This window comes from Flintibacter porci (assembly GCF_041925195.1).
Taxonomy (GTDB): Bacteria; Bacillota; Clostridia; order Oscillospirales; family Oscillospiraceae; genus Lawsonibacter; species Lawsonibacter porci.
On the sequence record NZ_JBHEVB010000003.1, the window covers coordinates 277,496 to 289,090 of the forward strand.

At 59.5% G+C, this 11,595-nt stretch carries 11 protein-coding genes; all 11 read right to left on the minus strand.

Features of this window, described 5'->3' with window-relative positions:
• Positions 1–4: 4 nt before the first annotated feature.
• Positions 5–1,174 carry an 8-amino-7-oxononanoate synthase gene (bioF, locus tag ACEVJL_RS04815; protein WP_374737068.1) on the minus strand — a complete coding sequence of 390 codons (1,170 nt, stop codon included), beginning with the start codon at positions 1,172–1,174 and terminating at the stop codon, positions 5–7.
• A complete protein-coding gene (locus tag ACEVJL_RS04820; protein ID WP_374737069.1) occupies positions 1,171–1,911 on the minus strand; it encodes a 6-carboxyhexanoate--CoA ligase in 741 nt (246 codons plus the stop codon). Before ACEVJL_RS04820 ends, bioF begins: the two co-directional genes overlap by 4 nt.
• Positions 1,912–1,913: 2 nt before the next feature.
• Complete coding sequence (locus ACEVJL_RS04825; protein ID WP_374737070.1) at positions 1,914–2,417, minus strand: hypothetical protein; 504 nt, start codon at positions 2,415–2,417, stop codon at positions 1,914–1,916.
• Positions 2,418–2,597: 180 nt separating this feature from the next.
• Complete coding sequence (gene zupT / locus ACEVJL_RS04830) at positions 2,598–3,389, minus strand: zinc transporter ZupT (protein WP_110442121.1); 792 nt, start codon at positions 3,387–3,389, stop codon at positions 2,598–2,600.
• 145 nt (positions 3,390–3,534) lie between these two features.
• Complete coding sequence (locus ACEVJL_RS04835; RefSeq protein ID WP_008981654.1) at positions 3,535–4,038, minus strand: GreA/GreB family elongation factor; 504 nt, start codon at positions 4,036–4,038, stop codon at positions 3,535–3,537.
• Positions 4,039–4,085: 47 nt separating this feature from the next.
• The gene (locus tag ACEVJL_RS04840) at positions 4,086–5,180 is read right to left on the minus strand and encodes an alanine racemase (protein ID WP_235395677.1); all 1,095 of its coding nucleotides are present in this window, start codon (positions 5,178–5,180) and stop codon (positions 4,086–4,088) included.
• Between the two features lie 26 nt (positions 5,181–5,206).
• Positions 5,207–6,664, minus strand: coding sequence for a Na+/H+ antiporter NhaC (gene nhaC / locus ACEVJL_RS04845; protein ID WP_325207581.1), 1,458 nt, complete (start codon positions 6,662–6,664; stop codon positions 5,207–5,209).
• 249 nt (positions 6,665–6,913) lie between these two features.
• The gene (locus ACEVJL_RS04850; protein ID WP_110442119.1) at positions 6,914–8,137 is read right to left on the minus strand and encodes an aspartate aminotransferase family protein; all 1,224 of its coding nucleotides are present in this window, start codon (positions 8,135–8,137) and stop codon (positions 6,914–6,916) included.
• Positions 8,138–8,212: 75 nt separating this feature from the next.
• Positions 8,213–9,094, minus strand: a complete 882-nt coding sequence (argB, locus tag ACEVJL_RS04855) for an acetylglutamate kinase (RefSeq protein ID WP_040649748.1) — start codon at positions 9,092–9,094, stop codon at positions 8,213–8,215.
• Positions 9,095–9,109: 15 nt separating this feature from the next.
• Positions 9,110–10,333, minus strand: a complete 1,224-nt coding sequence (gene argJ, locus ACEVJL_RS04860; protein WP_040649747.1) for a bifunctional glutamate N-acetyltransferase/amino-acid acetyltransferase ArgJ — start codon at positions 10,331–10,333, stop codon at positions 9,110–9,112.
• Positions 10,334–10,379: 46 nt separating this feature from the next.
• Complete coding sequence (gene argC, locus ACEVJL_RS04865) at positions 10,380–11,453, minus strand: N-acetyl-gamma-glutamyl-phosphate reductase (RefSeq protein WP_008981650.1); 1,074 nt, start codon at positions 11,451–11,453, stop codon at positions 10,380–10,382.
• Positions 11,454–11,595 lie beyond the last annotated feature (142 nt).

Here is an 11,595-nt window from a genome sequence, read left to right on the forward strand (position 1 = left end):
TGCCTTATCGTTCCGTATTACGTCCCAGCACACAGGCCAGGGCCTGGGCCAGCCCTGCCAGTTCCTCCCGGGTGTGGGAGGACATGAGGGCGACACGCAGCCGGGCGCTCCCACGGGCTACTGTGGGGTAGCGAATGGCTGAGACGTAGTATCCCCGCTCCTTCAATGCCTCCATCGCCGCCATGGCCTTTTTTTCCTCTCCCACGACAATGGGGAGAATGGCGCTGTCTGACTGAGCGGGAATCCCATAACGCCCCAACTCCCGGCAGAGAAAGGCCATATTATCCCGCAGCTGCGCCACCCGCTGGGGCTCTTCCTGGATTTTTTGAAGCCCGCGCAACCCTGCCGCCATGGTCACCGGCGAGAGGGCAGTGGAAAAGATAAAGCTGCGGGCCTTATTGGTCAGGTATTGGATAAGCTCCGCCGAGCCGCACACAAAGCCCCCCTCGCTGCCCACCGCCTTGCTCAGAGTGCCCATCAGCACATCCACGCTGCCCTCCATGTGGTAGTACTCCTCCGTCCCCCGGCCGGTGGCCCCCACTACGCCGGTGGCGTGTGCCTCGTCGATCATGGTATGTACCCCATACCGCTTCGCCAGCTCCACCAGTTGGGGCAGAGGGACCAGATCACCGTCCATGCTGAACACTCCGTCGCTGACGATGAGGCCCTTGCGTCCCCGGTATGCCCCCAGCTTGGCCTCCAGATCAGCCATATCGTTGTGCCGGTAGACTACCACCTCCGCCCCGGACAGACGGCAGCCGTCAATGATGCTGGCGTGGTTGAGCTGGTCGCTGAAAATCACATCCCCTCGCCCCATCAGAGCGGAGAGAATCCCCACATTGGCCATGTATCCGGTGTTGAACACCAGGGCGGCTTCCCGGCCCTTGAACCGGGCCAGCTCCCCCTCCAGACGCACATGAAGAGGCCCGGTGCCGGTGGTCAGCCGGGACCCCCCTGCCCCCACACCGTACTGCTCCAAGGCTTCACAGGCGGCGGCCTTCACCTCCGGATCATTGGCCAGGTCCAGATAATTATTGGAGGAAAAAAGCCTCTGGGGACGTCCTGCCGACTCTACCACAGTGGTCTGAGGCCCCTCCAGCACCGTCATGGTCCGGTAGAGCTCCTGCTCCCGCAGTCTGTCCAATTCCTCCGAAAGCCAGTTCCATTCCTTCATCGCTCCGCCTCCTCCGGCAGATGTACCAGTACCTTTTCCCTCTCCAGATAGCGGATGCAGGCCTCAGCATCCTCTCTGCTTCCACGAAAGAGAAAGATACGGCCGCCGTTGGGGCTCCCCGGCTCCTTCAGCTTGGTGATGCGCACATAGCCCAGCTCCTTGGAGGCAAAATACCCGGTCACATAGTCCGGGTCATCGGAGATACACAGCTCCCCCAGAATATTTTTTTGGTTGGCTACCTTGGTGGCCAGCACCAGCGCCTCCCGGAAGTGGTTTTTCTCCGGCCCGGTCTCTCCATCCTGTGCCGCATCCATGTAGGTTGCTCGGATCCCACGGTGTGGGTCGGGCTCCAGACGCTGGAGGGTATCCACGTGGAGCAGCATGGCTCCCCGCATCCCATAGGCCGCTTCCATCTGCCCCAAAATCGCTTCCCCGTGGTCGATCCCCGCCTGCGCCAGCAGCTTCCGGAGCTGATCCCGTCCCTCTTCCACCGTGTCCACCGGACAGGTGGTCACAGGCAGGGCCTCCAGATGGGTCACCTCCTCCGGAGATACAGCCTCCACCTTCAGGTTGACAAAGTCCGCTCTGCCCTTGGCGTGGTGCAGCGCCCGCTCCAGCAGCTGGCTGACCACCTTCTCCAGCCGCTCCTCCCGGACAATCTTTTCTGCTCCTGAGATATGCCGCTCCCGTCCAGCTTCCCGCTGGCTGGCCCGCATTTTTACGCTGTACAATTCCATGCTTATTCCTCCCTGGCACACCGCTCCATCCCCGGAATACGCCGCAGTACCGGTTCCAGCAGCGCTACGCACACACCAGTAAACACCATCCCGGGTACTGCTGCACCCAGCAGAGGAAGCACCGGCACCCCCAGCACACCGGCCAGCACCACCCGGGCACAGCCTGTTCCCACCGGACCTGCCAGCACCATAGCCCACTTTTTCCCGGGCAGCAGGCTCACCACCAGTCCTGCCGCCACCCGAAACACCATGGCCACCAGCACATTCCACGGGGTATGGGTACCCATCATCAGCTGAACCAGGCTGGCGCACACCCCGATACCCAGATAGCGCCAAAACCCCACGCCGGCCACCAGACACACCGCGTAGGGCGCGGAGAGCTGAAATTCGGCTCCCGGCAGGATAGACGGCAGCTTGATCATACCCAGCAGGATGAGCAGGGCGGTAAACATTCCATCCAGAGCCAGGGTTCTGGGAGTGATGGACACAGTTCGTTCCCGGTTCATAAGGCATCCTCCTTCTTATGCACGGCCTCTATTAGTAAGCCTTATTATTTTATTGGTTTACGATTCTTGTGCATCGTACCACGCTCTCCCGCAATTGTCAACTTAAAACAAATATAGATTTACAATTTAAGCAAAAAGAAGCGCCGCACAGGAACACTCCCGTGCAGCGCGTAATAAAACTTATAGAAACAGCAGCAGGCTCACCGCCATGACCGCCATGCCGGAAATCAGACCGTAGAGGGACAGGTGGTGCTCCCCATACTCCCGGGCCGCCGGCAGCAGCTCGTCAAAGGAGATGAACACCATGATCCCCGCCACCCCGGCAAATAGCACTCCGAACACAGTATCGTTCATAATGGGCCGCAATACTAACCACCCCAGCAGCGCCCCCAGAGGCTCCGCCAGACCGGACAAGAAGGAGTACCGGAACGCTTTGCTCCGGGAACCGGTAGCCTGGTAGATGGGCACGGAAACGGCGATTCCCTCCGGGATGTTATGAATGGCGATGGCCACCACGATGGGGATAGCCAGGCCGGGCTCCTGGAGGGCGGAGACAAAGGTGGCCAGGCCCTCGGGGAAGTTGTGAATGGCAATGGCCAGGGCGGTAAACACCCCCATGCGCATCAGCTGCCCGGCCTTGGGATCCCCTTCCATGCTTTTCACCTCATGGGGGTTCTCTTCCTCCGGGATCAGCTTATCGATCACAGCAATCACCAGCATGCCGCCGAAAAAGGCCGCCACGGTGGCCCAGCTCCCCGGTCGGGTACCCAATTCCCGCACCAGAGCCTCCCGGGCCTCTCCCATGATCTCCACCAAGGATACATAGATCATCACACCAGCCGAAAAGCCCAGCGAGACCGAAAGGAACTTGCGATTGGTACTGCGGCACAAAAAAGCGATGCCGCTGCCGATGCCGGTGCTCAGTCCAGCCAGCAGGGTGAGAAAAAATGCCAAAAATACTCGATGGTCCAAAGGACACCTCCTATCTTATTTTCTGGTTAGCTTACACTAATTTATGTGATTGTACCATCCCGGGCCGCCCCTGTCAACGGTCCGCCACGTCCCCAATTTACACCAAAAAAGGAACCGGAACCATAGCTCCGGTTCCTTCTCTCATTTAGTAGCGGTTGAGAGGGATCTCCCCGTCGTCGCTGCCCTTTTCGATGGCGCGGATCACCGCGTCATAGCCGTAGTTCTCGTTGACCTGGATATGCACCCGGTCCCCTACCCGGCGGCCCAGCAGGCAGCGCCCCACCGGGGACTCCTTGCTGATGAGCCCTTTCAGGGCGTCCTGGCGCATGGTGGTAACGATCTGGTAGACCTCCTCCTCGTCATCGTCCTCCATGTAGACGGTGACCTTGTCGTACAGTCCCACCTGGTCGCTGCCCGACTGGTCAGAGATGACCACGGCGGTCTTGATCATATTCTCCAGGAAGCGGATGCGGCTCTCGTTGCGGTTTTTCTCCTGCTTGGCCGCCTTGTACTCAAAGTTCTCGCTGAGATCCCCGAAGGCCCGGGCCTCCTTCACCGCCTCCAGCAGCTGGGGGCGCAGAACGATGCGCCGGTGGTCCAGCTCCTTGCGCATAAGCTCCAGATCTTTTTGCGTCAGTTCATTGTGCATGATGCTCGCCTCTCATAAAAACCGGGCGGCCAGAAGCCGCCCGACGGTTACGTCTCATTCTTGTAATAAATGTGGACGCTTTTACTGCCCGTTAAGTATACCATAGTGGCGTAGCACAAGTCAAACTCCAGCACGTCTCCGGTTTTCAGCCGCCGGGTGGCTCCCTCCACATCCAAAATGGTATGGTCGGAGGAGGCACCCAGCACCTTGATGCCCGGCTCCCGGGGGATGAGGTCGTCGCTCTCTCCGTAGTCCACCCGGCCCATAGCCAGCAGACAACGCAGGCGGTGGCCCCGGTCCACGTAGGTACGGGTTCGTCCAAAGGCGTCCACCGACAGCTCGCCCACTGGGTGGGAGGGCTTGACCTTGGATTCAATGACCTGCGCCCGGAGGACCATAATGTCCTTGTGCATAAAGTCCATATTGCAGCCCCAGATGCTGCCCAGGAGGATGCCCTCCCCCACCCGCAGATGGTTAATGCGGGGCGGCATGGTACCGTCCAGCACCATATGAAGGGAGGAGGACGCGCCGCCGGAGATGACCTCCAGCTTCCGACCGATGGCTTTCTCCACCTGCTCGGCAGCCGCCACCAGGTCGTGCATTTTTTCCGGAGTGGCCTGGATAGAGCCATAGCATCCCAGGTTGGTGCCCACGCCCAGCAGTTCCAGGTTGGGCAGGTCGTGCTCCACCTCCAGAGCGGCGGCCACCAGCTCATCCCAGTCCCAGAAGCCCTCCCGCAGGTCACCCAGGTCCACCATAAGGATCACCTTGTGGGTCTTTCCCTTGTTTCGGGCCGCTTCATCCAGCAGCCGCAGGACGGAGCATTCGCTGTTTAGACTGATATCCGACCAGGTCACCACATCCTCCACCTCACTGGGCATGGGGATGCGGATGAGCATGAGCGGAGTTCGGATTCCAGCCTCCTTCAGTCCGCGCAGCTGGTCCATCCGGGAGGAGGCAATACTGGACACCCCTACTTCCTCATAGACCTTTGCCGCTGCGGGCAGCGCGTGGAATCCCTTTACTACGCCGGAAATCTCAATAGAAGAAGCCTGGCAGCGCTCTTGGAACGCTGCCAGGTTTTCCTTGAGCTTTCCCAGATCGATCTCCACATGGGGATATTGATAACTCGGTTGGCTCATATGTTCGTTCCTTTAAACCGCGTAAATTAGGCCTTCACAGCCTTCTGACGCTTGTAGGGCTTGTTGTCCAGGTCCTTCAGGGTCAGGCCCAGAGCGGCACACAGCCAGTTGATGATAGGCATCAGCCAGTTGAAGATGGCGAAGAAGCCATACTGGGCAACACCGATACCCAAAGTGTCGGAGATGTACACACCGCAGGTGTTCCAGGGGATCAGAGCGGAGGTAACAGTACCGGCACCCTCCAGAGCGGAGGACAGAACGGCAGGATGCAGGCCCATCTTGCGGTACTCCTCGGCGTACATACGGCCGGGAACCACGATGGAGATGTACTGCTCGGGCATGGTCATGTTGGAGATGACGCAGGTAACCTCGGTAACAGCAACCAGGCCGGCAGGACCCTTGGCCAGCTTCTTGATCTGGTTGACGACGACCTCCAGCTGGTGGGTGCCTTCCATAATGCCGCCGAACATCATAGCGATGATGGTCATGGCCACGGAGTTCATCATGTTCATGATGCCGCCCTTTTCCAGCAGCTTGATCATGGTGTCATAGGTCTCTGCGCTCACAGCGGACTGCAGCGCCTCCTTGGCAGCATCGGTAAAGGTAAAGCCCTCCAGGCCGAAGCTAAACAGAGTACCCAGGTTGCAGTCCCCAGGCTGGAAAATGAGGCCCAGGATGGCGCCGGAGAAGATACCCAGGGTAATGCCGGGGATGGCGGGCATCTTCATGGCCACGGCCACAATAACAATGACGGGGGGCAGCAGCAGGATGGGGTTGATGTTGAAGAATCCGCCGTGGGCAGCGTTCATTGCATTGGCAAACTCAGTCACGCGGCTCATATCGGCCTCGCCGCCGTGATACTGCATAGTGCCCAGCACACCAAAGACCACCAGAGTGATCACATAGGTGATAGCGGTGGGGATCATCATGGCCTTCACGTGAGCGATAACGTCAGTGCCGGCCATAGCGGGGGCCAGGTTCGTGGTGTCAGACAGAGGAGACATCTTGTCGCCGAAATACGCACCAGAGAGAATGGCGCCGGCAGTCATAGCGGGGCTCATGCCAAGGCCGAAACCGATGCCCATGAACGCCACACCCATGGTGCCCATGGTACCCCAGGAGGTACCGGTGGCCAGAGAGGTGATGGAGCAGACCAGCACGGTGGCGATGAAGAAGATGGAGGGATGGATGATCTGCAGGCCATAGTAAATCATGGTGGGCACCACGCCGGCGTTGATCCACACGCCGATGAGGATACCAACGATGATCAGGATACAGATGGACTGGAGGGCCTTATAGATGCCGTCCATCATCATCTTCTCAATAACATCCCACTTATAGCCCAGATACAGTGCCATCAGAGCCGCGACGCACACGCCGCAGAACATAGGTACATGAACGGGGGCACCAAAGATAATGATGCCAACTGCCAGCAGGGCAATCAAAGCAACCAAGGTGATAAGGGCTTCCCATACTTTTGGCATGCGGCCGTCTCTGGATTTATTTGTCTCACTCATAGAATTGCTACCAACCTTTCTTTCATTACTTTGCATGTTCTGCATTTTTTGATTCAGCGTTGGATTGCTTGTGGACGTTTAGCCTGGTACCGCTATGCACCTCCTCCCTCTCAGAGCTTTACAACACAGACCTCCAGGTGCAAGTCTGGGCGCGCCCGCCGGCGCGCCCAGATCTCGCCCCAATGCGTGTGTTAAATGACTGCTTTAAACTGGATCTTACACACCCAGCTCGGTCATGGCCTTGTCGATGGCGGCCACAACGATATCAACCTCTTCCTCGCTGGCGATCAGCGGGGGAATGAAGCGCAGGACGTTGCCCGCGGTGCAGTTGATAAGGACCTTCTGCTCGAAGCACTTCTGGACGATCTTGGGACCGATCTCGTTGTCCTTGAGCTCGGCGCCGTTGATCATGCCCATGCCGCGGACCTCGGTGATGGTGCCGGGGTGCTTGCCGGACAGCTCGGTGAGCTTGGCACGGAAGTACTCGCCCACCTTCACCGCGTTGTCCATCACGCCCTCGTGGAGCATGGTGTCCAGGGTCGCCTCCGCCAGGCCGCAGGCCAGGGGGCCGCCTGCGAAGGTGGAGCCGTGGGTGCCGGGAGTCAGGGTCAGAGCGGCCTCGCCGCGGGCGCAGACAGCGCCGATGGGCACGCCGGAGCCCAGAGCCTTAGCCATGGAGCAGGTGTCGGGCTCCACGCCGTAGTTCTGGTGGGCGAACAGCTTGCCGGTACGGCCGGAGCCGACCTGGACCTCGTCGAACATGAGCAGGATGCCCTTCTCGTCGCACAGGTCACGCAGGCCCTGGAGGAACTCCTGGGAAGCGGGACGCACGCCGCCCTCGCCCTGAACAGGCTCGGTGAGAATGGCGCACACGTCATCGCCCATCTGGGCCTTCACGGACTCCAGGTTATTGAACTCGGCATAGCGGAAGCCCTCAGGCAGAGGGGAGAACCACTTGGGATTGTGAACGATCTCCTGACCGGTAGCAGTGGCGGTAGCCAGCGTGCGGCCATGGAAGGACTTCAGCATGGAGATGACCACATAGCGCTCGGGGTGGCCATGGTCCTTGGCGTACTTACGGGCCAGCTTGATCTGGCCTTCGTTAGCCTCAGCGCCGGAGTTGGCAAAGAACACCTTGTCAAAGCAGCTGTTCTCGCAAATCATCTTACAAACCTGGATGGCGGGCTCGTTGTAGTAGTAGTTGGAGCAGTGCATCATATCCTTGGCGCGGTCCAGAGCCTTCACGATAGCGGGGTGATGGTGACCCAGGCCATTGACGGCGATGCCGCCCACGAAATCCAGATACTTGTTGCCGTCCAGATCCCAGACCCAGCAGCCCTCGCCCTTGTCCATCACGATGGGCATTCTGGCGTGGTTGCCGTACAGATACTTATCAGCAGCGGCGATGGCCTCAGCATTGCTCTTGAATCTCTCAATCATGGGAAGAGTCCTCCTTTTTATTGATTTGTTCCGGCCCTCCCGGGAGGGAACTCCCGCGGAGGGGGTCCGGAAAATTCACTTATTCCACTTGATGCCCACGCTGGGCTGATCCTTACCCACGGTGGTACCGATGCCCTCGTTGGCAAAGGCCTCGTAGAGAATGCTGTGGGGCTTGCGGCCGTCGATGATGTGGACGTTGGTCACGCCCTCCTCAATGGCCTGGACACAGCAGTCCACCTTGGGGATCATACCGCCGGCGATGGTGCCCTGATCCTTCAGGCCCTGCACGTCGGCGATGTTCAGATAGCTGATGACGTCGCGGATCTTGATGTCGTTGCACAGACCCTCGATATCGGTCAGGAGCATCAGCTTCTCAGCGCCCAGAGCGCTGGCCAGCTTACCAGCGGCGGTGTCGCCGTTGATATTGAAGCTCTGACCATTCCCGTCGGTACCCACAGGAGCCACCACGGGGATGTAACCGGCGTCCAGCAGAGCCTGCACGGGAGCGGCGTTCACTTCGACGATGTCGCCCACGAAGCCCAGCTCCTCGCTGCGCTGCACGCACTTATAGATGTTGGCGCTGATACCGGACAGGCCCACGGCCTCGCCGCCGATGGCGTTGATCCGGCCAACCAGCTCGCTGTTCACCTGGCCGATGAGCACCGCCTCTACCACGCTGATGATGTCAGCGGAGGTATAGCGCAGGCCGTTGATGAACTGCACGGGGATATCCAGCTTCTCCAGCATCTTGTTGATGCCGGGGCCGCCGCCGTGGCTGAGCACGGGCTTCATCCCCAGGAGCTTGAGCATCACCACGTCCTGGAGGACGGCGGCCTTCAGCTCCTCGTTGATCATGGCGTTGCCGCCATACTTAATCACAATAACCTTACCGGCGTACTTCTTGAGATAGGGCATTGCCTCCATCAGGGTGGCAACCTTGCTGGCTACATCATTCATAGCGCGCCCCTCCTCTTAAGAACGGTAATCGCCGTTGATCTTGACGTAATCGTAGGTCAGGTCGCAGCCGAACGCGGTGGCCTGGCCGTCGCCGCTGTGGAAGTTCACGATGACGGTGATATCATGCTCGGTGAGCACCTTCTTGGCCAGCTCCTCGCTGAAGTCGGTGCCGAAGCCGTTCTCCATCACCACCACCTCGCCGGCGGCGCTCTTCAGGATGCAGTCGGCCTTGGTGGGATCCACGTCGGCGCCGGAGTAACCGGCAGCGGCCATGATGCGGCCCCAGTTGGCATCCTTGCCGAACACGGCGGCCTTAAACAGGGTGGAGCCAGCGATGGAACGGGCCACCATCTTGGCGTCCTTCTCGGTGGGCAGACCGCCGGCCTCTACGATGATGAGGTGGGTCGCGCCCTCGCCGTCGGAAGCGATGCGGCGGGCCATATCCATGCAGATGTCATCCAGAGCGGCAGCAAAGGCAGCCTTGTCTTCCTCGGTCTCCACGGCCACGCCGGAAGCGCCGTTGGCCAGCAGGAACAGGGAGTCGTTGGTGCTGGTGTCGCCGTCCACGGTCATCATGTTAAAGCTCTTGTCGGTGCTCTTCTTCAGCATCTCCTGGACCACAGCGGCGTCCACCTTGGCGTCGGTGGTGATGTAAGCCAGCATGGTGGCCATGTTGGGGTGGATCATACCGGAGCCCTTGGCGCAGGCGCCGATGCGGATGGTGCCGCCGGACAGCTCCAACTCCAGAGCGGTCTCCTTGCGGACCAGGTCGGTGGTCATGATAGCCCAGGCGGCCTCAGAGCCCTTGTCGGCGCTCATGTCGGGAGCGATGCGGCGCACGCCCTCCAGCACCTTCTCAACGGGCAACTGCTGACCGATGACGCCGGTGGAGCACACGAAGACCTCGTCCTCGCCCAGTCCCAGCAGCTTCTCAGCCTCGGTCTCCACCAGCTTGGCATTCTTGATGCCCTGCTCGCCGGTGGCGGCGTTGGCGTTGCCGCTGTTGATGACAACAGCGCGGGCCTTACCCTTCTTCAGGATCTCACGGTCCAGAATCACGGGAGCGGCGCAGAACTTATTGGTGGTGAACATGGCCGCACAGGAGGCGGGATATTCAGAATAAATCATAGCCACGTCGGGCTTTTCACTCTTGCGGCTCTTCACGCCCACATAGCAGGCGCCGGCCAGGAAGCCCTTGGGGGTGGTCACGCCGCCGCCCTGGATCAGTTTATAAGCCATAGGTATCCTTCCTTTCTTCCGTCACGACAATGATGTGTTTGATCAATCAGGGGTACATGGGGGGGATCAGCAGGCCGGTGGTCTCAGGCAGATCGAAGATGATGTTCATGTTCTGGATTGCCTGACCAGCGGCGCCCTTGCCGATGTTGTCGATGACGGAGCTGACCAGCAGGCGCTTGGTACGGGCGTCATAGGTGGGAGTCATGCAGCACATGTTGGTGCCGGCGGTCCACTTGGTCTGAGCGGGCTTGCTGGCGGGGAAGACGCGCACGAAGGGCTCATCCTTGTAGTAGTTCTGATACAGCTCGAAGAGCTCGTCGTTGGTGATATCCTTGTTCAGGGTGGCATAGATGGTGACCTCGATGCCGCGGATCTGGGGAGTCAGGTGAGGCTGGAAGTTGATGAACTGCCAGGTCTCGGGCTTCATCAGATCTCTGCCCTGGATGTAAGCGATGTTCTGCTCGATCTCGGGGGTGTGGCGGTGAGAGCCGCCCAGAGCGTAGGCGCAGAAGTTATTGGTGGCCTCGGTGAGCAGCTTGTTGGGAGCGGGACGACGGCCGGCGCCGGTGTAGCCGCTCTTGGCGTCCACGATGATGGTGTTCTCCACCACCATGCCCTCCTTCACCACGGGGTACAGGCCCAGAGTGGTGGCGGTGGGATAGCAGCCGGGGTTGGAGATGAGGCTCTTGCCCTTGGCCAGATCGCGCTGGATCTCGGGGATGCAGTAGACGGCCTCCTTGGTCATCTCATAGTTGGGGTGCTCCAGGTGATACCACTTCTCCCAGGTCTTGGCGTCACGGAAGCGGATGTCAGCGCCGAAGTCGATGAATTTCTTGCCGGCAGCCAGGACCTTCTCGGCAATGCCGCACACGGTGCCGGCGTCCACAGCGGTGAAGACCACGTCGCTGTCCTTGACGATCATGTCCAGAGTCTCGTCGTTGAGGGGGAGGATCTCCTGGTCGTAGAAGCCCATCAGAGCAGCGTGCTCATCCTGGATCTTCCGGCCGGCAGCAAAGCTATCAGCCAGATGGGCGACCTGTGTCTCGGGATGGTGCACCATCAGGCGAAGCAATTCACCACAAGCATAGCTGGCAGCACCGCAAATAGAAAAACGAATCATGACACTTTTCCTCCTTTTTTGTTGTAAAACATCCAACCAGGAATTCCATTTTCGCAATCTTTACTTCCATTTTAAATTATTTTTGAATGGATCGTAATGATTCTGTTGAATTTTCCTACTGTGTATTATATAATTGCTAGGC